At 50.3% G+C, this 21,706-nt stretch carries 17 protein-coding genes and 1 other annotated feature; of the genes, 10 read left to right on the top strand and 7 right to left on the bottom strand.

Going from position 1 to position 21,706, the window contains the following annotated elements; genetic code table 11:
- Positions 1 to 23 precede the first annotated feature (23 nt).
- Together CFI03_RS09115 and CFI03_RS09110 are read left to right on the top strand one after the other, a co-directional pair.
- The gene (locus CFI03_RS09115) at positions 24 to 1,847 is read left to right on the top strand and encodes an ABC transporter ATP-binding protein (RefSeq protein WP_248757139.1); all 1,824 of its coding nucleotides are present in this window, start codon (positions 24 to 26) and stop codon (positions 1,845 to 1,847) included.
- A 3-nt stretch (positions 1,848 to 1,850) separates the two neighbouring features.
- Complete coding sequence (locus tag CFI03_RS09110; RefSeq protein WP_248757138.1) at positions 1,851 to 2,426, top strand: DUF1697 domain-containing protein; 576 nt, start codon at positions 1,851 to 1,853, stop codon at positions 2,424 to 2,426.
- Here the strand turns inward: CFI03_RS09110 and CFI03_RS09105 are convergent.
- A complete protein-coding gene (locus CFI03_RS09105; RefSeq protein ID WP_248757137.1) occupies positions 2,410 to 3,309 on the bottom strand; it encodes an SDR family oxidoreductase in 900 nt (299 codons plus the stop codon). The genes CFI03_RS09110 and CFI03_RS09105 overlap by 17 nt on opposite strands.
- A gap of 696 nt (positions 3,310 to 4,005) precedes the next feature.
- On the opposite strand from CFI03_RS09105, the gene CFI03_RS09100 reads away from it, so the two are divergent.
- Positions 4,006 to 6,453 carry an S-layer homology domain-containing protein gene (locus tag CFI03_RS09100; RefSeq protein ID WP_248757136.1) on the top strand — a complete coding sequence of 816 codons (2,448 nt, stop codon included), beginning with the start codon at positions 4,006 to 4,008 and terminating at the stop codon, positions 6,451 to 6,453.
- 54 nt (positions 6,454 to 6,507) lie between these two features.
- Here CFI03_RS09100 and cidR read toward each other — a convergent pair whose 3' ends face one another.
- Complete coding sequence (gene cidR / locus CFI03_RS09095; RefSeq protein ID WP_248757135.1) at positions 6,508 to 7,398, bottom strand: cidABC operon transcriptional activator CidR; 891 nt, start codon at positions 7,396 to 7,398, stop codon at positions 6,508 to 6,510.
- A gap of 109 nt (positions 7,399 to 7,507) precedes the next feature.
- Here cidR and CFI03_RS09090 point away from each other — a divergent pair, with 109 nt between their 5' ends.
- Genes CFI03_RS09090 through CFI03_RS09080 form a run of 3 tightly spaced genes read left to right on the top strand, consistent with a single transcriptional unit; the run spans position 7,508 to position 9,473 of the window.
- Entirely contained in the window at positions 7,508 to 7,879 is a 372-nt protein-coding gene (locus CFI03_RS09090; RefSeq protein WP_248757134.1) for a CidA/LrgA family protein, read from the top strand.
- Complete coding sequence (locus CFI03_RS09085; RefSeq protein WP_248757133.1) at positions 7,876 to 8,550, top strand: LrgB family protein; 675 nt, start codon at positions 7,876 to 7,878, stop codon at positions 8,548 to 8,550. Before CFI03_RS09090 ends, CFI03_RS09085 begins: the two co-directional genes overlap by 4 nt.
- 26 nt (positions 8,551 to 8,576) lie before the next feature.
- Positions 8,577 to 9,473: a DMT family transporter gene (locus tag CFI03_RS09080; protein WP_248757132.1), complete on the top strand. Its 897-nt coding sequence runs from the start codon at positions 8,577 to 8,579 to the stop codon at positions 9,471 to 9,473.
- Between the two features lie 31 nt (positions 9,474 to 9,504).
- Here the strand turns inward: CFI03_RS09080 and CFI03_RS09075 are convergent, their stop codons facing one another.
- Complete coding sequence (locus CFI03_RS09075) at positions 9,505 to 10,197, bottom strand: helix-turn-helix domain-containing protein (RefSeq protein WP_127498266.1); 693 nt, start codon at positions 10,195 to 10,197, stop codon at positions 9,505 to 9,507.
- Positions 10,198 to 10,320: 123 nt separating this feature from the next.
- On the opposite strand from CFI03_RS09075, the gene CFI03_RS09070 reads away from it, so the two are divergent.
- From CFI03_RS09070 to CFI03_RS09060, 3 genes are all read left to right on the top strand, one after another.
- The gene (locus CFI03_RS09070; protein ID WP_248757131.1) at positions 10,321 to 11,217 is read left to right on the top strand and encodes an alpha/beta fold hydrolase; all 897 of its coding nucleotides are present in this window, start codon (positions 10,321 to 10,323) and stop codon (positions 11,215 to 11,217) included.
- 63 nt (positions 11,218 to 11,280) lie between these two features.
- Positions 11,281 to 12,114, top strand: a complete 834-nt coding sequence (locus tag CFI03_RS09065) for a nucleotidyltransferase domain-containing protein (RefSeq protein WP_248757130.1) — start codon at positions 11,281 to 11,283, stop codon at positions 12,112 to 12,114.
- A gap of 55 nt (positions 12,115 to 12,169) precedes the next feature.
- Positions 12,170 to 12,427: a binding site (T-box leader), on the top strand.
- A 50-nt stretch (positions 12,428 to 12,477) separates the two neighbouring features.
- Positions 12,478 to 13,473 carry a tryptophan--tRNA ligase gene (locus tag CFI03_RS09060; protein ID WP_248757128.1) on the top strand — a complete coding sequence of 332 codons (996 nt, stop codon included), beginning with the start codon at positions 12,478 to 12,480 and terminating at the stop codon, positions 13,471 to 13,473.
- A 55-nt stretch (positions 13,474 to 13,528) separates the two neighbouring features.
- Here CFI03_RS09060 and CFI03_RS09055 read toward each other — a convergent pair whose 3' ends face one another.
- From CFI03_RS09055 to CFI03_RS09045, 3 genes are all read right to left on the bottom strand, one after another.
- On the bottom strand, positions 13,529 to 14,122 hold the full coding sequence (locus tag CFI03_RS09055) for a YdeI/OmpD-associated family protein (RefSeq protein ID WP_248757126.1): 594 nt from the start codon (positions 14,120 to 14,122) through the stop codon (positions 13,529 to 13,531).
- Between the two features lie 20 nt (positions 14,123 to 14,142).
- Positions 14,143 to 14,775, bottom strand: coding sequence for a pyridoxamine 5'-phosphate oxidase family protein (locus CFI03_RS09050; RefSeq protein WP_248757294.1), 633 nt, complete (start codon positions 14,773 to 14,775; stop codon positions 14,143 to 14,145).
- A gap of 415 nt (positions 14,776 to 15,190) precedes the next feature.
- Entirely contained in the window at positions 15,191 to 16,075 is an 885-nt protein-coding gene (locus CFI03_RS09045; protein WP_248757125.1) for a helix-turn-helix transcriptional regulator, read from the bottom strand.
- A 325-nt stretch (positions 16,076 to 16,400) separates the two neighbouring features.
- Between CFI03_RS09045 and yicI the strand changes: the two genes are divergently transcribed.
- Positions 16,401 to 18,716 carry an alpha-xylosidase gene (yicI, locus tag CFI03_RS09040; protein ID WP_248757123.1) on the top strand — a complete coding sequence of 772 codons (2,316 nt, stop codon included), beginning with the start codon at positions 16,401 to 16,403 and terminating at the stop codon, positions 18,714 to 18,716.
- Positions 18,717 to 18,857: 141 nt separating this feature from the next.
- Here yicI and CFI03_RS09035 read toward each other — a convergent pair whose 3' ends face one another.
- Positions 18,858 to 21,680 (bottom strand): glycoside hydrolase family 3 protein, encoded by a 2,823-nt coding sequence (locus CFI03_RS09035; RefSeq protein WP_248757122.1) that lies wholly within the window; start codon positions 21,678 to 21,680, stop codon positions 18,858 to 18,860.
- Positions 21,681 to 21,706: the final 26 nt, after the last annotated feature.

Raw genomic sequence — 21,706 nt, 5'->3', positions numbered from 1 at the left:
CGTTTAAGAAAGAAGGGGTTCCGATGTCCAGAATGTACGGAGGTCCAGGGGGAATGGGCTTTAACAAGATGAAGTTTGATGACGGAGCGAAGCCGAATATTACGAAAGCGATGCTCGCCCGCATCTCCGCTTATTTTGTCCCTTACTGGAAACAAACCGTTGTTGTATTGTTTATTTTGCTTCTATCCTCGGGATTGGGGCTGCTGCCTCCGATTTTTATTCAGCACATCGTGGACGATGCGCTTCCGAATAAAGATATGAGGCTGCTCTTGGAGCTGGTGCTTATATCGCTTGCCGCAACCGTTGCGTCCGGTCTGCTTGGCGTGCTGCAGAGCTATCTCAATTCCTATATTTCGCAAAATATCGTATACGATATGAAAAACCAGATGTACCGGCATCTGCAAAAGATGCCCATGCAGTTCTATTCCAACGTGAAGCAGGGCGAAGTCATTACGAGAATGACAAGCGATATTTCCGGCATTCAAGGGGTGTTCAACAGCACCGTCGTCAATTTTGCGAGCAACCTGTTTATTCTTGCGACAACGCTTGGAACGCTGTTCGTCATGAACTGGAAGCTGGCTATACTTGGGATGGTTGTTGTTCCCCTGTTTCTTTTTCCAACTCGCAAAATGGGCCGTGTCCGCTGGAAAATCGCCAAAGAGACGCAGGAGAAGATGTCCGAGCAGAACCATATCATTCAGGAAACGCTTAGCATCAGCGGTTATCTGCTCATGAAGCTGTTCACGAAGGAACGGAAGGAATACGAAGGCTTCAAGGCTGTGAACGCAGAATCCACCCGTCTGCAGATCAGGGAGTCAATGGCCGGCCGCTGGTTTATGATGCTGCTGTCCACGTTTACAACGATTGGACCGATGCTCATTTATTTGTATGGCGGATACTTGTATATTCAAGGCGAGATATCGGTAGGGGAAATTATCAGCTTTGTTGCTTTGCTTGGGCGGATATACGGACCTTTCGGCCAAATGACGAATCTGTACGTCGATATCAACCGCTCGATTGCTTTGTTTGAACGGATTTTCGACTATTTCGATATGGAGCCGGTTATCGTCAATAAGCCGGAGGCGCTGCCTGCGGATATTTCCGGGAAAAATATTGAGTTTGAGGATGTAAGCTTTGCTTATCAGAAAGACAAACCAGCTCTGAGGAAAATCTCGTTTACGGCCGAATCGGGGACAATGACTGCTCTTGTTGGTCCAAGCGGGGCGGGGAAGACGACGATTACGAACTTGCTGCCGCGGCTCTATGAGCGAAGCTCGGGCCGTATCCGCATAGGCGGAACGGATATCAAGGATATGACGCTGGAGTCGCTGCGGTCGCAGATTGGCCTGGTCACTCAGGACAGTTACTTATTTAATGGGACGATTCGGGAAAATCTGATGTATGCCAATGATGAAGCCTCGGAAGAGGAAATGCGGGAGGCATGCAAAGCGGCTTATATCCATGATTTCATTATGGAGCTGCCGGACGGCTACGACACGGTAGTAGGCAACCGGGGGATGAAGCTGTCGGGCGGGGAAAAGCAGCGGATTTCCATTGCGAGGGTTCTGCTCAAAGATCCGGCCATTATTATTCTGGATGAAGCGACCTCCTCTCTCGATACGGTATCGGAGTACTATATTCAGAAGGCAATGAGCGTCCTGCTGCAGAATAAGACAAGTATCGTCATTGCGCACCGGTTGTCCACCATTATGGCAGCCGATCAAATCCTGGTCGTGCAGGATGGAACGATTGTGGAAAAAGGCAGGCATGAAGAGCTTCTTCAGCAAGAGGGGGTTTACAAAGACTTGCATGCGAAGCAATTTGAGAGGATGAAGGAGGAGCAATGACCCATGACCGTAAATATTGCGTTGCTGCGGGGCATTAACGTCGGCGGGAAAAATAAAATCAAGATGGCCGACTTGCGCGAGGCATTAACCGCTATCGGATTACAGGATGTCCAGACGTATATTCAGAGCGGCAATATTTTATTCAAGTCGGAAGAAAATGAGGCTGTATTGCGCAGCCGGATCGAGCAGCAGATTGAAACGGTGTTTGGGCTTTCAATCAAGGTCATTATGCGGACAGCGGAGGAGATACGGGTTATCGCCGCAAGCTGTCCGTTTACGGAAGAGCAGCTTGCGGCGGCGGCAGCCACGGCGCAGGGGGAATCCCTGTATGTGTCGATGATGCTGGAAGAGCCGGCAGCCGAGCAGCTCGATAAGCTCCGGGCGTTTGAAACGGCCGAGGAGCTCTTCGTCAGCAAGGGACGGGATTTGTATTTGCTGTTCTATCAAACGGTTCGCAATTCCAAGCTTGCGGTGAAGGCGGAAAAGCTTGGGGTGCATTCCACCGTCCGAAACTGGAACACCATTAACAAGCTGGTGTCGCTCGCGGACGGGATGGAATCTTCTACGTCTCCGTCATGACTCCGCCGTTCACATGCAGAACTTGACCGGTAACAAACGAGGAATCGTCGGATGCGAGATAAATATAAGTAGGCGCAAGCTCGAACGGCTGGCCTGCCCGTTTCATCGGCGTCTCCAGGCCAAAGGTTTTGACGTATTCAGCGGAATAGCTGGATACGATAAGCGGCGTCCAGATCGGACCTGGGGCAACGGCGTTTACGCGTATGCCGCAGCCTACGAGCTGAAGAGACAAGGAACGGGTGAAGGAGACGATGGCGCCTTTGGTCGAGGAATAATCAACCAGCAGCGGTGCTCCCGCATAGGCGGTAACGGATGCCGTACTAATAATGGAGCTTCCGGCCTTCAAGTGGGGGAGGGCAGCTTTGGTCAAATAGAAATGCGGGAAGATGTTTGTCCTGTACGTATCCTCGAGCTGCTCGTTGGAAATGTCCAGAATGCATTTTTGCGGGAATTGCACGGCTTGATTCAAGACTAGGATATCCAGACAGCCATAGTGCCCGATTGTTTTTTGGACAACCTCCGCGGAAAATTCCGGCTTTCTGAGATCGCCTTCGATGAGCAGGCAGCGTCCCCCGTATTGCTCCACCATCTGCTTGGTAGCCAGCGCGTCTTCGCGTTCGTACAAATAAACGATTGCGACATCCGCGCCTTCCTTGGAAAATCCGATCGCAACGGCGCGGCCTATCCCGCTGTCACCGCCCGTAATAATCGCGACTTTGCCTTTCAGCTTGCCGCTGCCCTTGTATTCCGGGTTATCCGAGATCGGAGTCGGATTCATAAGATATTCCAGGCCGGGCTGTCGGTCCTGATGCTGCGGCGGAAAGGTCACCGGTACCTGCTTGCATTTGGTTTCCTGGCTGTAATAAGGATAATAGGGTATCATGCTGGGCCTCCAGAACAGAAAAGTTTGCTACAGGGTATTCACCTATTCCCGGGAAGGTGTGCGGTTGCCTATACCAACCCCTGGGTATTGGCATACGCTAACGCAGGCATTTAATTACTTTTCTGATAAAGGAGTAATTGCTAATGACGAAATCTAATCGGACATTTGTCCCGGGAGGCTTTCAACCAGGTGGTTTCCCTCCAGGCGGGTTTCCTCCAGGCGGGTTTCCGCCGCCGTGGGGCTGGCAGCCGCCGCGTCCCCCATGGTGGGGTTGGGGACCACCGCCACGTCCGCCGTGGTGGGGCTGGGGACCGCCTCCACGTCCGCCATGGGGCGGGCCGGGATTTGGACCGGGATTTGGACCGGGTCCGGGTGGACCGGGAGGTCCTGGCGGCCCAGGTGGCCCAGGTGGCCCAGGTGGCCCAGGTGGTCCGCCTCCGGGAGGACCGCGGGTTAGCAGAAGGTAACTGAAGATATTTAAATTTAGTTTGATAGATTAGTTGTAAATCTATAGTAAAGGCGATAGTTGCTTCCGTGAGGATGCAACTATCGCCTTTTTAAGTGTTTACTGCAATTACTAATATTTTTACAACATCCTAATTATTTGAAAATAATTATAGAACTTTAGTATCTGCTGTGATATTTTTATAGATGTGATTTTAGTAGGTAAGAATAACCAAATAGGGAGCGGGAATCATGAAAAAAGTAACAAGTCTTTTGCTGGCGATGCTGCTTGCATTTGGAGCATTGTTCGCAGGAGCTGTAAGCGCGGCAACCCCGGAAACAACGGCTGCGACTGACACCAGCCTGAGCTTCGCTGATGTGTCCGGCCACTGGGCGAAATCGGCAATCGACCGTTGGAGCTCAAGAGGGGTCATTAACGGGGTAACCTCACAGAAATTTGAACCGGAGCGTGCTATTACGCGCGGAGAATGGGCAGCACTAATTAATCGTCTTTTTCAATACCGTCAAGCAGCGGAGATTCATTTCAAGGATGTAGCTGCTGCTGATTGGTTTGCTAATGATGTAGCCATTGCTTATGAGACAGGCTATATGAAAGGTTATACGGACGGTACATTCCGCCCCGGTGCCAATATTTCGCGAGAGGAAGCAGCGTTAACAATAGCAAAACTGCTTTCACTTCCGGCAGCTGCTGCGAATGCATCTTTCCATGATGGCGGCAAGATCTCGGGCTGGGCGTCGCAGGGAGTTGCTTCCGCTGCGCAAGCAGGTATTATCACAGGATACACGGATGGAGAGTTCAAGCCTGCCAAGCAAGTTACGCGCGCTGAAGCGGCCAGCATCCTAGACCGTGCTTTTAATACATACGGTGTCTGGGCGGAAGCGGGAGTAAATGGTCCTGCCGAAGGCGTGCAGAAACAATCTGGCAGCGTTATCGTAAATTCGGCCGGCACTACGCTCCAAAACATGGATATTGCTGGTGATCTGATTATTGGCGAAAATGTAGGCAATGGCGATGTTTATTTGAAAAACGTTACGGTTCATGGAAAAACCTTCGTGTATGGCGGAGGCGAGAACAGCATTCACCTTGAAGATTCCGTGATTCTTACCGTAATCGTTAATAAAGCAGAGGGTACAGTGCGTATTGTCGCGCAAGGTAAAACGACCGTTCAGGAAATCACCGTTCAAACGGGCGCCAAATTGGAAGCGGCAGATGGCGTAGATATTAGTAAAGTAACCCTTTCGAATCAATTGCCGAATAACTCCCGCGTTGTCTTGACCGGACATTTTGATACCGTCAATGTTGAAGCGGAAAGCATTATTGTTCAGATTCCAAAAGGATCTATTGATCAAATGGTTGTGGCGGATTCGGCTGGCGGAACCAGCGTGCAAGCAGACAAGGATGCGACCATTGTGAATGCGGTACTAAACGCAGCTGTCAAAATGCTCGGCGAAGGTACGGTCGAGAAAGCGGTTGTCAACTCAACGGGCGTATCCATGGAAAAGGCTCCGAAAAAAATGGAGACAGGCAGTGACGTTCCCTCTGATATCAAAGTAAACGTTGGCGGAAAAGAGCAGCCTGCAGGTACGGATAGTCAAGGCAGCATTGGCGGCGGTGAGCTTGGTGGAGGTAACTCTGGAGGCGGGAGCACAGGAGGCGGCAATACTGGCGGTGGCGACACAGGAGGCGGCAATACCGGTGGAAACACGGGTGGGGGCAATACCGGTGGCGGAGATACAGGCGGCAGCAATCCTGGAAACATTTATTTTGAGATAGATCTTGCCAAGGATCGAGTCATCAGCGGCGAACCCGTAACTGTGACAAGTACTCGAGACGGGATAGCTTACTTCACGGATGAATATTTTGAAAATATTGAAATGCTGAATGCTTTGGTAGATGCCGGTAAAGCCAAGAAAATGGAAGTGAAAAAGGATGTTCCGGCGAACTTTGATACTAGCGATTTAACCTTCAACAACTGGATGTACGTGGTTGTCATTGATTCAGAGGGTAAGTCTTCCTATCATCGAATGGTTACAATCTTGGATAAGGCCGGAACTCCGCTCGCTTCATCGGGCGGCGGTGCCGAGACCAACTTTGAGTGGGAGAAGTTCAGAATTGAGTACAACCGTGATGTTAAGCTGGTTGAAGGTAAAAATCTCCGCGATGCCATAACAATAGCCACAAAAGACAGTAACGGTGAGTTTCTGCCTCTAAGTGCCTCAGATGCCGTGGAAATTAACGGAAACGAAATTCTGTATACGCCAGAGAAAAAGTTTAAGCTGCGAGAGGTACGGTTTAAAATTGCGGCAGGAACTTTAGAAACCTTGAATGGCGATGATCAGAACGATGAAACGATATCGTATCAGCATGATTCATATATGTTGATTTATGTAGATGGCGAAAGAAAAAGCAGCATGACAATCCCGGTAGGAACGGTTATCCATTTTAAAGTTACTCACGGCGGGACGGTTTACTTTGTTCTTGACGACACACCGGGCGGTAACTACGAATATGAGCAGGAAGTTAACAATAACTTCGGTGGCAAAGTGGTTATTCCCGATGAGGCAGCAGATCAAGAATATACATTCGATACGACCGGTTTCCAGCCAGGCGAAGATTATATGCTTGTTACGGAATGGGGCTGGAGAGTTACTATTCATTTGACGGAGTCAGCAAAATAATAGAGTCTAAAAAGAACACGGCTTTCTAAAACATAGAGGCCGTGTTCTTTTTGTTCAAGGCGCTTGCTGAAGAGCCTCCCGCGCAAAAGAAATCCATTCGCGCGTAGCGAATGACTGGTAGCTGTCGCGGCGCCAGATCATGGCCAGATGCCAGGGAATACTTGGCGAAGTCAGCGGGATGATGCGAAGCCGTTCCAGATCGAGCTCCCGGCATATCGCCTCGGGCAGCAGCGCGATTCCCAGCTTTGCGGCTACCATCTCGCTGATGAAATCCCATTGGGTGCTCTTGAAGACGACATCCGGCTGGAATCCCAGCTTCTCGCATTCGGCAATGATCCGGTCATGCAGCGTAAATTCCTCATGGAAGAATAGAAACGGCTCTTCCTTAAGCTCAATAAGCGGCACTTCGCTCCGGCTGGCGAGCTTATGCGAAGGAGGGACAACCAGCATCAGGTCCTGCCGCAGGAAGCAGAAGGATTCGAACTTCTCCTCATTCGTCGGCAGCAGAATAACCCCGATATCCAGCGAGCCCGAGCCTACATCGGCCTCGACCTTTTTAGCACCGTGCTCAAACAGCTGCATCGTAATTTTGGGATACTTCTCGCGAAACTTTCCGATGATACGGGGGAAAAAGGTGACCCCTACCATAGGAGGCAGGCCGATGCGGATATGTCCGACCTTTAGCTCCATAAGCTCGGACAGCCGCGAATTCATGTTGCCGAACGATTGGACCATTTGCTGAGCTTGCTCGAGCAGAATCGAACCGGCATCGGTTATTACGATTTTTTTGCCGACCCGTTCGAATAGGACAACTCCCAGCTCTTCTTCAAGATTTTTGATCATTTTGCTGATGGTCGGCTGGGTAATATAAAGGGATTGCGCGGCTTTGGTGAAGCTTTGGAAGCGGGCGGCTTCCACAAAATATTGCAAGTGTCTTATATCCAAGCGCAAGCTTCTCCTTATCCATAGATAATTGGAATGAAAACCATTCTGTAAATGTATTTTACCTATGAAAAAGGCTGCTGTACACTTCCATTAAAGGGAGTTGGCCGTTATGCGTTACGCAGTTAAATTAATCATTCAGGTTTTATTCTTTATCGTATTCTCGTGGCTGATGAACCACATGGTTGAATGGCTTCATTTGCCTGTTCCCGGCAGCATTTTGGGTATGCTAATCTTGTTTATCCTGCTGCAGGCGAAAATTATTCCTCGCAAATTCGTGGAATCCGGCTCCGATTGGCTTATTGCGACTATGCTGCTTTTTTTTATTCCGCCAGCGGTTGGCATTATTGGCTACAAGCAGCTTATTATGAGCGCCGGCGTTCAAATCGCGCTTGTCATTACGCTTGGCACCGTTATCGTTATGTTGTGCAGCGGACTGGTGGCGCAGCGGGTAGCTAAACGCAAGGAGGAATCGCGCATATGATGATGGCAGCCGTAAGTCTGCTAATTACCGTTCTCGTATATATAATGGCCCAAAAAATTTACCGTTATAAACCGATTATGTTTTTATCCCCGCTAATTGTTACGCCTGTGGTGCTGATTGTGCTGCTGGCCTTGACGCGAACCAGTTACGCCGACTACAACACAGGCGCGCATTGGCTGTCCGATATGCTGGGACCGGCAACGATTGCTTTCGCTATTCCGTTGTCCAGACATTTTGAGCTTATCAAAAAGCATGGTGCGCAAATCATAATCAGCGTATTAACCGGCTCGGCTGCTGCCGTTGCTTCGTCATTATGGCTGGCGAAAGGCCTTGGCCTTAATGACAAAATCATTTACAGCCTTATTCCGCACTCCGCGACAACCCCAATCGCCATGAATGTGTCCCAATCCATTGGCGGCATTCCGACCATTACGGCCGTTGCCGTCATGGTGACCGGAATTTTCGGGTCTTTGGTTGGGCCGCCCATTATCCGTCTGTTCCGGATCCGCAACGAGGTTGCACGCGGCGTTCTGCTTGGAACAAGCGCGCATGGGGCAGGGACGTCCAAAGCGTTTGAGCTTGGCAGCATCTCCGGCACCGTATCCAGCGTGTCGATGATATTGACGGCTATTATTACGTTATTTCTGACACCGCTCCTGCTGGGACATTAAAGCAATATCAGAGAGGATCAATCATCATGCAAAGCTTATCGAAGCGGCAAACCGTATTACTCATCACTTTCCTGGTGCTGGTGTGGGGGATCAACTGGCCGCTTTCCAAATACGCGCTTCATTATATGCCGCCCATCTTGTTCTCGGGGGTCAGAACGTTGCTAGGAGGCGTGCTTCTCCTTGCGGCCGCGCTCCCAAGGTACCGCCAGCTTCAAATCCGGCAGACCTGGCCGATTTATCTCCTGTCCGCAGTCGTTAACGTAGTGCTGTATTACGGGCTTCAGACGATTGGCATACAGTATCTTCCTGCCGGTTTGTTCTCGGCGATTGTTTTTCTTCAGCCTGTACTGGTTGGGCTTTTCTCATGGTTATGGCTTGGCGAGCTGATGAACGGGCTAAAAGTCATCGGCTTGGTTCTGGGTTTCGCAGGCGTAGGGGTTATATCGAGCGGGGCGAGCGGCGCTTCCGGGCATATTTCCGCGGCAGGTATATTGCTTGCGCTTGGCTCAGCGTTAAGCTGGGCACTGGGTACGATCTATGTGAAAAAGTCAAGCGGCAAGGTCGATAATATCTGGCTTGTTACGATGCAGCTCATAATCGGCGGCGTGTTTATGACCGGGCTTGGTTCCGTCACCGAAAGCTGGTCGGACGTGGTATGGAGCGGCCGATTTATTCTCAGCCTGTTATTCATCTCCATCTTTGTTATCGCGCTTGGCTGGCTTGTCTTCTATAAGCTGATGGATTCGGGCGAGGCGAGCAAGGTCGCGTCCTTCACCTTCCTGATTCCGCTGGTTGCGATCCTGATCGGCACCATGTTCCTGCATGAGCCGTTTACCTATTCGTTATTAGCAGGACTTGTTCTGGTGCTTGGCAGCATCTATCTGGTGAACCGGCCTAGGCGCGTAAGCGTTGTCCATTCCTAATGAAAAAACCGCCTGAGAAGGCGGTTTTTTGTTAGTTTGTCCGGATAAAAGGATGATCGTGGATATCGAAAGTTTCGTAAGCCTTGCCGACCATATCCCTGTCTTTGTCGAACAGATGGGACGCTTTATCGAAAATGCCGCTTGCTTTCGCTACATGGTTGAGTTGCTCGACCATAAACTCCGAATTGCAAAGCACGAGCACTTTTTTGCTGTAGGAAGTCAGCTCTTGTTGGAATTGTACGGCTCTTTCCGCAACTTCGGGGGAATAAACGACGGGCTCACCGTCGGAAGTGACCATGCCGCGATGATCCACCAGAACGTCCAGCTCGTCTTTCCCGTATGCGGAGCAAATGCCAAGCACAATATTGGACATGTATTCTACGTCCTGCTTACCCGATGCCAATCCGTTTACCTGGAACGACAACAGTTTTTTATCCGGATCCAGCGTGTAATGCACCCGGTCCTTGAAAGGAACGATGAAGTCTTTCGGCTGGTAGGCTTGCTTGGGAGAGAAGCGCTCGCCAGAGAATAGATAGGCAACGCCGATTTGCAGGGCAGAGGCAATCTTCTCGATATTGATAATGCTGACATTCCGTTCCCCGCGCTCAACACCGCTTATGTAACTCCGGTCAAGACCGGCCCGATAGGCCAAATGCTCCTGTGACATTCCGCTCCGGGCACGCAGCTCTTTGATTCTCTGTCCAAATTCGATGCGAATATCCACGTTAGTCCGCCCCCAGAATCTAGTATTCTCCTTTGAGATTATCCGCAATGTGACTTAAAGTCAACAGACGGATGGACGTAATGGCGATATGATAGATGCAGTTCATTGTCGTAGGAGGATTCTATGCCATTTATCCAATTACGGGATATTCCGGTCAACTATCAGATATATAACGCGGAATCCGCTTCGGAAACGATTGTTTTGATACATGGATTGGGACTTAACCTGGAAATATGGGAGCCTATTCTTCCCTTTATCAAGGAGCATTACCGGGTTGTTCTGCTGGATCTGCGGGGACATGGCCTGACGGAGAGAGGCGACGTTCCCTTAAGCTGGGAGTTATTTACCGAAGATTTGCTTATGCTGCTGACCGAGCTCGAGCTTGGTCCCGTTCACCTGCTCGGACATGGCTTTGGCGCAAGCCTAGCCGTAAAGTTCAGTATAGAGCATGCTGAGCTGGTGAAAAGCCTTGTTCTGTTGTCGACGCCTGCCTTTTTGCCGAGAAAAACGGTAGCGTCCATTATCCAAGGCCGCAGGCAGCTCATTAGTAAAGGAAACATGCTGAATCTTGCGGAAAGCTTGGTTAGCGGAATTTTCAAGCTGACGGAGGAACACGCATTATACCGTAAAATCATTGCAGGCTATATGGCCGTATCGCCGGAGACTTATTTCGATACATTCGAATTGTATGGGGAAACGCCGGTTAACGAGGATTTCGCTCGGTTGGACCATCCTACGCTGACGCTGATTGGCTCCGAGGATTCGATCTCCCTGACATCCAATGCGCTGTCCTCACAGCTGCTTATGCATTCATCCGTCGTTGTGGTTCCTAGCGCAACCAATACGTTATTCATTGATCAGCCGCAATTTACGTTTGAACGGATTCGCGAGTTTATTAAGGATCCATCGCAGGTGGCAACGGATTACGCCTCCTTCGAATGTCATGTCGCGAAATACGTGATGCAGTATTTCAACGAAGCTTTTGAACAGGTGCTGAACAAAAAAGCGGTACAGGCTTAGAGCCTGTATCGCTTTTTTTTGGTTTATAATAGAACATTATCGCTAATAGGATTGGTGAGGATCATGGACATAAATTACACGATTCCGAATATTGTTGACCGCCTGAAACAAGTAGGAGGCGTAACGGCAATTGTTCTTGGCGGTTCAAGGGCTAGAGGGACGGAGAGCCCCGAATCGGATATCGATATTGGGATTTACTATGACTCCGAGGCAGGTCTCGATATAACCGGGCTTCGTAAAGCTGCTGCCGGAATGGACGACGAGCATAGAGATGACGTAGTGACCGAAACAGGCGAGTGGGGACCCTGGATAAATGGCGGGGGCTGGCTTAAAATCAATCAAATTCCCGTCGATTTCATCTACCGGGATCAAAACAAAGTGTCGCAAGTAATCGAACAATGCATCAGCGGGAATATCGCCATGGATTATCAGCCCGGCCATCCCCATGGATTCGTGAACTCGATTTATTTGGCGGAGATTGCGCTATGCCAAGTGTTATGGGATCCTTCGGGAATCGTAGGTAAGCTGAAAAGCAAAACAATTCCGTATCCGGCTGCATTAAAAAAAGCGATTATACAAAGGTTTTTCTGGGAGGCGGGCTTTTCTCTCGAGAATGGATATAAAGGTATTTATAAAAACGATTTAGCTTATATTGCGGGCTGCTGCTTCCGCTCTGTGGCGTGCTTGAATCAGGTGCTTTTTACGGTAAATGAAACCTATTTCATGAATGAAAAAGGGGCTGCCGCTATCGTCGATTCTTTTGCCGTCGCACCAAGCCATTACTCCCGTAGAGTGAATGAAATTTTCACTATCATTACGGAAGATCCGGATCGCTTGAAGAGCGCCGTGAACCTGCTGCGGGAGCTCATTGAGGAAACGGAACAACTTATGAAGTAAGTATATTTGACAAATCTATGCGTTCTGTTGTAAAAATGGAATAACAAAATCATACCAACTTGCGATGATGAAGAGAGTACGCATAACGAATACTCCAGAGAGCTGATGGATGGTGGGAATCAGTGTAGGGATTATGCCGAAGTGGGCTTCTGAGCATCCAAACCGAAAAGATTTTGAGTAGGCTTTGGCGAAAGTCTCGTCGTTACAAGAGACGCGTATTCCAGCATCCAGCATGCGTCGATACGTCAAAGCGAGTCCGATTTGCGCAAATCGGGCTAATGAAGGTGGTACCACGGGGTTTCTCGTCCTTTCCAAGGATGAGGGCCCCTTTTTTATTTCTATGTTGAAGAAGGGAGCAAACACATGAGCACGGTATTGACGGGCATCAAGCCAACAGGAAGAGTGCATATCGGCAATTACATCGCGGCTATTAAGCCGGCGCTGGAAATTGCAAAAAATCGGGATAACACGGCGTTGTATTTTATCGCGGATTATCACGGTTTAACGTTTATTCAAAATCGGGATGAGTTTAACGACTTATCTTACGGGATTGCCGCAACCTGGCTGGCTTTGGGGCTTGATCCGGAGCAGGTTGTATTTTACCGCCAATCCGACGTGCCGGAAATTTTCGAGCTAAGCTGGATTCTGGCTTGCATGGCGCCAAAGGGTCTTATGAATCGTGCTCATGCGTATAAGGCGATCGCGGATAAAAACGAGCAGCTTGGCGTGGACACCGATACCGGTGTGAACATAGGCTTGTTTACGTACCCGATCCTGATGGCGGCGGATATCTTGCTTTTTCAAACGGATCAGGTTCCCGTCGGCAAAGATCAAATTCAGCATGTCGAGATTGCAAGGGATCTGGCGGAAGCTTTTAATCGCATCTATGGCGATACCTTTAAGCTGCCTAATTACATTGTGGATGAGCAAACGGCCGTAATACCGGGTCTGGATGGACGGAAAATGAGCAAAAGCTACAATAATACGATTCCGTTGTTCGAAACGGCCGACAGCTTGAAGAAGCTGGTAAGCAAAATCAAGACCGATTCTACCCCGCCGAACGAGCCGAAAGATCCCGAGGCTTCGAATGTTTTTCTGCTCTATAAAGAGTTTGCCGCGGATGCGCAGATTGAGGTTATGCGAGAAAGGTATCGGAGCGGTATCAGCTGGGGAGAAGCCAAGCAGGAGCTTTATCAGGTTATGAACGCATTCTTGGAGGGACCGCGGGATAAGTATAATCGATACATGGCGGACAGAGATCAAATTGATGATATTTTGAGAGATGGCGCAAGGAAAGCAAGAGCGGTAGCTCAACCCCTGCTGGAGCAGGTGAAATACAGGTTGGGGCGATACAGGTAGACAATAAGAGCAAAACTCTACGCCCTCTTAAAATGAGGGGGTAGAGTTTTCTGGTTTAATCATTTAATCCTTTGCCGTCAAGAATTTGCTGATAGTATTTCTCAATTCTGGCTTCGCGCGTTTTGGATTGCTTGGCGGCGGAGAAATGAAGCAGGTAGGCTCTTTGCCTGCCTGGCGTTAAAGCTTCAAACGCTTCTTTAAAAGCAGGCTGGTCATCGAATCTGGTTTGTAGCTCTTCAGGGACTGCATACTCGTCATGCTTTTTATAAGGAATTTCCTGACCGGACTTCTCTACCTCAATGGCCTCATTTATATAAGCCTTCAGGATATCTTCCATTTCTATGATTTGCTCCACATTCGTGAACCGGATTTGGCGAGCAGCCTGCACGTTTTCGGTCTGCTGGATGAGAATGCCGCTTGGGTCCTTGAGCAGAGCGCCTTTCTGAAACAGAATGGCACAATACTCTTTAAAGCCGTGGATGATTAGAATGTTTTTGCCCTCAAACGTGTAGCAGGGATGCATCCACTTGAAATCTTCGGTCAGTTCGCATTCAAGAACGATCTCTCTCAGCTTGATATATTCTTCCTTCCACTTCTTGGACTTGTTTATAAAGCCGTCAACTTTGCGGTTTAAAGTACTGTTTGTCATCGAAAAACCTCACATTAAGATTAATACAACCGATTCTTATAGCCATCCTCAAGCCGGGCGGCAATGACCTCCGGGGTTGAGCCAGCCAGGTTGGCATGCTCGGAAATGATTTTGGCAGGGGAGGGCAGCAGCTCTTTGACGAGCCACGTTTCGGGCTTCCATAGCTGTGAGCGCAGGAAAGCTTTAGCGCAATGCATATAGCATTCGTTAACCTCTACGATAATACCGATTTGAGGTGCACGGTCTTTTACGGCTAATGGCTTTAATAGATCTTCCTCTTTGGTTATGTAGGCACTGCCGTTTATTCTTAAAGTTTCTCCAAGTCCCGGAATAAAAAACTGCATGCCGATATGCGGATTCGATAAAATGTTGCGCAAGGTATCTATTCTTTTATTGCCCGGACGTTCCGGAATTATGAGATGCTTATCGTCCAAAACATGAACAAATCCCGGCGCATCGCCTCTTGGGGAGACATCGCAATTCCCGTTGGAATCCGCAGTCGATACAACGAGAAAAGGGGACTTGGCGATAAAATCGCGGCAGTTAGCATCTAATAGGGAAATAACCTTATGCTCGACAAGCTCGCTCGGATAGCCGATTAACGATCGAAGCTCGGCTTCGGAAGTAATCAACTCTCTTTGATCTATTTCTATCAAAACGCAATCACCCTCTCAAGGAGATTCCATTATTTTACCATAGGTTGGAAGGGGTTACGAGGTGCCGTGCTGACTTTTCAGGGCGGAATTTGAACGGATATATAGAAGGGACTGACCAAAACCTTTGCGGCTTACGGGTCAGTCCCTTTCTTCTGCAGCTTAACGATGTGGGACATCGTTAAGCCGTGTTATAAGTAACTTTTTAATGCTCTAAACGATACGGGACATCGTTAAGAACGCTGAAATGGCGAAAAAGCACTAATTGAAGTGAAATGCGGCTGCTTGACGATGCGGCACATCGTTAAGCTTAGGTAAAAGCTAGGTTGGTTCTCTCTTAACGATGCCGCGCATCGTTAAGGAACAATGACATAGCGCAACTAGTGCGGCGACCCTGTAATTCGCAACGTCCGACTTACGCGTTCTCCTGAAGCCGGCTCCGGTATTCCCTCGGCGTGCAGCCAAAGCGCTGGCGGAACACGGTGTTGAAGTAGCTTAAGCTGTTGAAGCCAACGTCGAGCGCAACCTCCATGATCTTGTCATCGGATTGCCGCAGACGGCTGGCAGCTTGTTGGACGCGGTAGCTGTTCATATATTCGATTGGGCTTTTTGTTGTCATCCGTTTGAAGAACCGGCAAAAATACGACTCGCTCATTCTTGCCAGCTCGGAGAGCTTCCGCAAAGGAATAGGCTCGGCATAATTTTGTTCGATATATTCGATTACGGTCTTGAGCCGCTCAATCCGGAAGCCTTCCTGTTCCGGCTTTACCCGTACGGACGGTTTTCCCAGGCTGACCAGTTTAGCGAATATGCTGAACAGCAGTCCTTTTATCGTAAGCTCCGAAGCGGTATGTTCGTGACGATGAACCTCAAACAACTGGTCGAGCATCGCAAGAAGCTCCATGCTTGGACCCGGCTCCCGGCGCAAATGGGCCGGTACTTCATATCTTCTCTCCAGAACGGGAGAAATATAACGGTCGAATAAATAATCGATGGATCCGCTGCTGAACAAGCTGGAATGGAACACAACTGCCTCGAAAGAGCATGGTTTATCTCCTACAACATACCCGGAATGAAGCTCGCCGGAATTAACGAAGATCGCTTCCCCCGCCTGCAGCTCGTAATCCTGCAGATCGACCCGGAATACGGCTGTTCCTTCCGTCACGAGCAGCAGTTCAAGCTCGTCATGCCAATGCAAATCGAGTAGCGGAGCATCAGCCGGACAGGTAATTTCGTACAAGCTTACCGGATAGATGGGGGTACCATGCTTGCGTGCTTCTTTCAGCAATGATTTATCCATAAACAAAACTCCTATAGAAAAATAGACAATGTCAAAATCGTGATAATAATGAGCAATATTTAGGCAGAGTTAAAGAGAATAAGACAATATTATTATAACATAACCGTTTACAAGGCACGAGAAGCTACTGAGTACCTTGTAACAACCTAGAAATCCTTGCACGGCAAGACTTTTATGACGTTTCATTAAGCAAACGCTTACGAAGCTATGATTGCTTCGCAATTATTAAGCAAATGCTTACGAAGCTATAATTACTTCGCAATTATTAAGCAAACGCTTACGAAGTATGAATTGCTTCACAATTCATTTTAGGAGGAACCCAAACATGAAATTTACCGATGGTTATTGGCAAATTCGCGAAGGCGTTCATATGCAGCATCCGGTTGACGTTCGCGAGTTGAAAGAAAAGAACGGCAAGCTGACGGCTTACATGGCAACAAAGCCCGTTGTCATCAAAGGCGATACGCTGAACGGCACGATGCTTACAGCCGAGATCAGCTCTCCAATCCCCGATGTTATTAAAGTTCGCTGGGTTCACCATGCCGGCGTGAAACAAGTTGGCCCTGAATTCGAAACTCTTGTGGATGCAAATCATAGCGTATCCGTTGAACATGACGAGCAATTCACAACCCTGACAAGCGGCGGCCTGCAGGCACGCATCCGCAAATCGCCGACTTGGGGCCTGGAATTCATCCAGAACGGCCGCAAGGTGACGGGCACGGCGCAAAAGGCTGCGGCTTACGTACAAGAGCAAGGCAAAGCATTCTTCCGCGAAATGCTGGATCTTGGCGTTGGCGAGCAAGTATACGGTCTTGGCGAGCGCTTCACTCCGTTCATTAAGAATGGCCAGGTAGTTGATTCCTGGAACGAAGACGGCGGCACAAGCTCCGAGCAAGCTTACAAAAACGTACCTTTCTATCTGTCCAGCGCAGGTTATGGCGTATTCGTCAACCATCCGGAACGCGTATCGTTCGAGATTGGCTCCGAAGTTGTATCGAAGGTTGGCTTCAGCGTACCGGGCGAGCATCTGGAGTACTTCATCGTAGGCGGCAAAACGCTCAAGGATGTACTCGACAACTACACGAAGCTGACCGGCAAACCGGCATTGCCTCCGGCATGGTCGTTTGGCCTATGGCTGACAACGTCGTTTACGACGGACTATGATGAAGCAACGGTTAACAGCTTTATTGAAGGAATGGCTGAGCGCAATATTCCGCTTCATGTCTTCCATTTCGACTGCTTCTGGATGAAAGAATACGAATGGTGCAACTTCGAATGGGATGCGGACATGTTCCCGGATCCGGAAGGCATGCTTCGCCGTCTGAAAGAACGCGGTCTTCGCATTTGCGTATGGATCAACTCCTACATCGGCCAGAAGTCGCCTCTCTTCCAGGAAGGCATGGAGAATGGCTATCTCGTTCGCAAGCCGGACGGCAGCGTATGGCAATGGGATAAATGGCAAGCGGGCATGGGCCTTGTCGACTTCACGAACCCGGATGCGGTGAAATGGTACAAAGGTCATTTGAAACGTCTGATGGATATGGGCGTCGACTGCTTCAAAACGGACTTCGGCGAGCGTATCCCTACGGATGTCGTTTACTTCGACGGTTCCGATCCGCAAAAAATGCACAATTACTATACGCAGCTGTACAACAAAGCGGTATTCGAAGTACTGGAAGAAAACCGCGGCAAAAACGAAGCGATGCTGTTCGCGCGTTCGGCTACGGCTGGCGGCCAGCAGTACCCGGTACATTGGGGCGGCGACTGCTCGGCGAACTATGATTCGATGGCGGAATCGCTCCGCGGCGGCCTGTCGCTTGGCCTGTCCGGCTTTGGCTTCTGGAGCCACGATATCAGCGGCTTCGAACGGACGGCACCGCCGGATATCTACAAGCGTTGGGTAGCTTTCGGCATGCTCAGCTCGCATAGCCGTCTTCACGGCAACGAATCGTACCGCGTGCCTTGGCTCTTCGACGAGGAGTCCGTTGACGTCCTTCGTTACTTCACGGAGCTTAAGAGTAGCCTAATGCCTTATTTGTTCAACCATGCGGTTGAAGCAACCGAAAAAGGCGTGCCGATGATGCGTGCGATGGTTCTCGAGTTCCCTGAGGATCCAACGACTCACTATTTGGATCGTCAGTACATGCTGGGCGAAAGCCTGCTTGTTGCTCCAATCTTTAATACCGAGGGTACAGCGAAATATTACGTACCGGCGGGCAAATGGACCAGCCTGATCGACGGCACGACGGTTGAAGGCGGCAAATGGGTGGAAGAGCAGCACTGCTACAGCTCGATTCCGTTGCTTGTTCGTCCGAACACGCTTCTTGCCATCGGCAGCAATAACCAAAAGCCGGACTACGATTATGCGGATAACGTAACGCTGCACCTGTTCGAGCTGGAAGACGGCGCAACGGCGAAAGCGGTTATCCATGATCTGAACGGCCAGCCGCAAGCAACAGCTACGGCTACACGTACAGGCAGCACAATCGAAATCAGCTACGAAGGCACAGGCAAGCCATGGCAGGCCGTATTGCGCGGTATTGCGCAGGCAGCGGCTGTTGAAGGCGCTGAATCGCAGCAAACATCCGAAGGCTTGAAGCTTGTTCCAGCCTCCGGTCAGAAGATTATTGTAAAACTGTAAGTTTGAAAAACGATAGGCGACCGGCCGCTTGCTCCCAAAGAGCAAGCGGCTGTTTGCCCATTCGTACGTAACAAAGATACGCACGGCAATAGAAAAAGCCCGGAAAGGGAGTTTTACTCCCCTCTCCGGGCTAACAAACAGCTATTTGCCGAAGCGGAACCAGCTCAGCTTCGTTTCGCCTTCGCCTTGAACAACCAGATACACTTGATGCTTGCCGGCTGCTCGCTCAATCGATCCGCTGACAGTCTGCCAAGCGGAGCTTGCTTGCAGCGTCAGGCCGCCAACGAGCGGACCGTCCGGAGCATCCAGGCGGATCTCCAGGGCTGCGCCTTTCGCAGACAAGGCTCTTGCTTCGAAGAAGCAGATTTCTTCGCCGATCAGGACGTCATCGTAACGGAGCCAAGCAGCGGACGATGTTGTTGCTGCGCTGTCGCCGCCTTCGGTACTGTCGCTGATGATGATATTGGAATAATCGTCATAATTCACGGCACTGGTAACTTGGGACAAATCGCGTGGCGGAATCGTCTCGCCGGCAACGTTTAAGTTTCCTTCCAGGCGGATATCGCCGGAGGATGCTCCAACGAGGAAAGCATAGCTGCCTTGCTCGACGCACATTTTGCTTCTGGTCACATCCCAGAAGGCAAGAGCGGAACGGTCCAGCTCGAAGCTTATTTCCCTTGATTCGCCGGCAGCAAGCGCAATGCGTTCGAACGATTGGAGCTGTCTGAGCGGACGCTTCACGCGGGATTCCAAGGCTCTAGTGTACAGCTGAACCACTTCTTCGCCGTCTGCTTCGCTAGTATTCGTAACCCGGAAGCTAACGGTAATCGTATCTTCAGACTGCTCAAGCGCGAGAGCATCGTACTGGAAGCGGCTGTAGGACAGACCGTGTCCGAATGGATACAAAGGCTTCCCCGCAAAATACTGGTAAGTGCGTTCGCTTTTGATAATGTCGTAATCCATAAATTCGCCAAGCTGGTCAGCCGACTCATACCAGGTCATATTGACGCGTCCAGCCGGATTGTAATCGCCGAATAGGACGTCTGCCAGGGCATGGCCAAGCTCTTGACCGGCATGCGACATATAGACGATCGCAGGTATGTTCTCCTGTACCCAAGGCATGGCGAACGGATAGCTGCCGACAACAACAACAACGGTATTGGGATTAACGGAGTAGACTTCGCGAATGAGCTTTTCTTGATAGGCTGCCAGCGTCAGGTCAGGGCGGTCAATCGTCTCTTTCCCGTTAATGAGCGGGTGGTTGCCGACAACAACAACCGCAACTTCGTTGTTACGCGCTGCAGCAATCGCTTCCTGCAGGCCGTCGGTTTCTTTTTCAACCGCAAAAGGCTCGGCAATAATCGCATCGCCATCTTGGACTTGCAAGGCTCCGGTCTCCGCATTTACGGTTACGGGACGATTGTTCCAGGTGGTAAAGGTCACGATGTTCTCGTCATGCTGCGGACGAACGTGGAATACTTCCTTGGTGAACCATTCCCAAATATGCTCGGAAGACGCGGTGATTTTCTCGTCGTCGGTTGTCAGGTAGAGCTTGTTGTTCTCCGCGATGAGCGTATGGCTGTCCCAGCCCCAGTCGGTTGTTTCGAACAGATCGGCAGAATCGGCGCCCTGGGAGCTTGCGGACAGCGAGTTTTTCTCGTCGCTTCCAAGCGTGACGTACTTGCCGTTCTTCAGCGATTTAAGCTTCACGCGATTGCTGCCCGTTGCAAGGGTTACCGCTTGATGGGCACCGTTCATTTTCTTCCGGATGCCTTCGAACGGCGAAATGGAGTATGGCATAAGACCGCTGTACCAATCGCGGTATACGATGCCGGCCAGCGGACCGATGACGGCAGCTTTGCTCAGCTTTTCCGCGGATAGCGGCAGGATACCGTCGTTTTTGAGCAGCACGATGCTTTTGCGTACGGCATCAAGGGCAAGCTCGGCATGCTCCTGTTTCATGATCACCGATTCGTCGATTGCCGCATAAGGGTTGCGGTCTGCCGGATCGAATTCGCCAAGACGGAAGCGGACGCGGAATGTGTTGCGCAGAGCGATGTCGAGATCATTTTCCGTCAGCATTCCTTCCGCCAGCGCATCGCGGATCGCCTGCTTCGAGATCGGATGATCGTCGGTGATGCTGTCTACGCCGGCCTTGATCGTCAGAGCTACCGCTTCCTTGTACGTATCGACGTAGTGATGGTCATTGACGGTGCCGAGCACGTCACCGGCGTCGCTTACGACAAAACCGTTCATGCCCCAATCCCGTTTGACGATGTTGTTCACATCCGGATTGATATTGGCGGGAACGCCGTTTACCGAATTGTAGGCGGTCATCATCGACAGCGCTCCGCCTTCCTTGAACGGAATTTCGAACGCTTTCAGGTAGTATTCGTTTTTGTTGCGAGGGTCCAGGCTGACGGAGCATTCTCCGCGATTAATCTCGTTATTGTTGCCGATAAAATGCTTGAGCGATGCGACCGCTTTCACGTAAAACGGATGGTCGCCCTGAATGCCTTGCGTCAGCGCGGCGGACAGCTTGCCAGTCAGATGCGGATCTTCGCCGTAAGCTTCCTCGGTACGGCCCCAGCGCGGATCGCGCTCCATATCGACGGTTGGCGCCCATAACGTCAGGCCGTTATGCGTCGGATTCTGGGCATAGAAGCCGCGTGCTTCGTCGCCGATGACGCTTCCGATCTTGCGGAGCAGGTCTTTGTCCCAGGTACAAGCGAGGCCAATCGGCTGAGGGAAAGTGGTCGCTTCGCCCAGCCATGCCATGCCATGCGCCGCTTCGGTGCCGTGCTTGTAAGCTTTAACGCCAAGATGGGCAATCTCGTCCTGGTACTGGCACATCAGATTGATTTTTTCTTCCAGGGTGAATCGGTTAACCAAATCATTAACGCGCTGCTCGAGCGGCAGGTCGGGGTTTTGAAATGGATATTTTGCTTCCGAATGTTGGGTCACGACAAAAGTCAGCTCCTTTAATTGTA

Origin of the sequence: Paenibacillus sp. ATY16 (genome assembly GCF_003399985.2) — a bacterium.
Lineage (GTDB): Bacteria > Bacillota > Bacilli > Paenibacillales > Paenibacillaceae > Pristimantibacillus > Pristimantibacillus glycanilyticus.
This window is presented reverse-complemented; position numbering and strand designations above follow the sequence as displayed.